The 1,224-nt window shown below is 56.3% G+C and carries 1 rRNA gene; it reads right to left on the bottom strand.

From position 1 onward, the window contains the following. Positions 1–32 precede the first annotated feature (32 nt). Positions 33–1,224 (bottom strand): 23S ribosomal RNA (locus tag ACFVQZ_RS36510); the annotation flags it as partial.

Raw genomic sequence — 1,224 nt, 5'->3', positions numbered from 1 at the left:
CTTCAGAACTAACACAGTGGACGCGAGCAACTGAGGACAAGCCCTCGGCCTATTAGTACCGGTCAGCTCCACCCATTACTGGGCTTCCACATCCGGCCTATCAACCCAGTCGTCTACTGGGAGCCTTACCCTCTCAAGGAGGTGGGAATACTCATCTCGAAGCAGGCTTCCCGCTTAGATGCTTTCAGCGGTTATCCCTCCCGAACGTAGCCAACCAGCCATGCCCTTGGCAGGACAACTGGCACACCAGAGGTTCGTCCGTCCCGGTCCTCTCGTACTAGGGACAGCCCTTCTCAATATTCCTACGCGCACAGCGGATAGGGACCGAACTGTCTCACGACGTTCTAAACCCAGCTCGCGTACCGCTTTAATGGGCGAACAGCCCAACCCTTGGGACCGACTCCAGCCCCAGGATGCGACGAGCCGACATCGAGGTGCCAAACCATCCCGTCGATATGGACTCTTGGGGAAGATCAGCCTGTTATCCCCGGGGTACCTTTTATCCGTTGAGCGACGGCGCTTCCACAAGCCACCGCCGGATCACTAGTCCCGACTTTCGTCCCTGCTCGACCCGTCGGTCTCACAGTCAAGCTCCCTTGTGCACTTACACTCAACACCTGATTGCCAACCAGGCTGAGGGAACCTTTGGGCGCCTCCGTTACCCTTTGGGAGGCAACCGCCCCAGTTAAACTACCCATCAGACACTGTCCCTGATCCGGATCACGGACCGAGGTTAGACATCCAGCACGACCAGAGTGGTATTTCAACGACGACTCCACAACCACTGGCGTGGCCGCTTCACAGTCTCCCACCTATCCTACACAAGCCGAACCGAACACCAATATCAAACTGTAGTAAAGGTCCCGGGGTCTTTCCGTCCTGCTGCGCGAAACGAGCATCTTTACTCGTAGTGCAATTTCACCGGGCCTATGGTTGAGACAGTCGAGAAGTCGTTACGCCATTCGTGCAGGTCGGAACTTACCCGACAAGGAATTTCGCTACCTTAGGATGGTTATAGTTACCACCGCCGTTTACTGGCGCTTAAGTTCTCAGCTTCGCAACCCCGAAAGGTCACTAACCGGTCCCCTTAACGTTCCAGCACCGGGCAGGCGTCAGTCCGTATACATCGCCTTACGGCTTCGCACGGACCTGTGTTTTTAGTAAACAGTCGCTTCTCGCTGGTCTCTGCGGCCACCCCCAGCTCAGAGTGCAAGACTCATCACC

The organism is Streptomyces sp. NPDC057854 (assembly GCF_042797055.1).
In the GTDB taxonomy this organism is placed as follows: domain Bacteria; phylum Actinomycetota; class Actinomycetes; order Streptomycetales; family Streptomycetaceae; genus Streptomyces.
The sequence above is the reverse complement of the archived record's forward strand: the minus strand, read 5'-3'. Positions and strand labels throughout refer to the sequence as shown.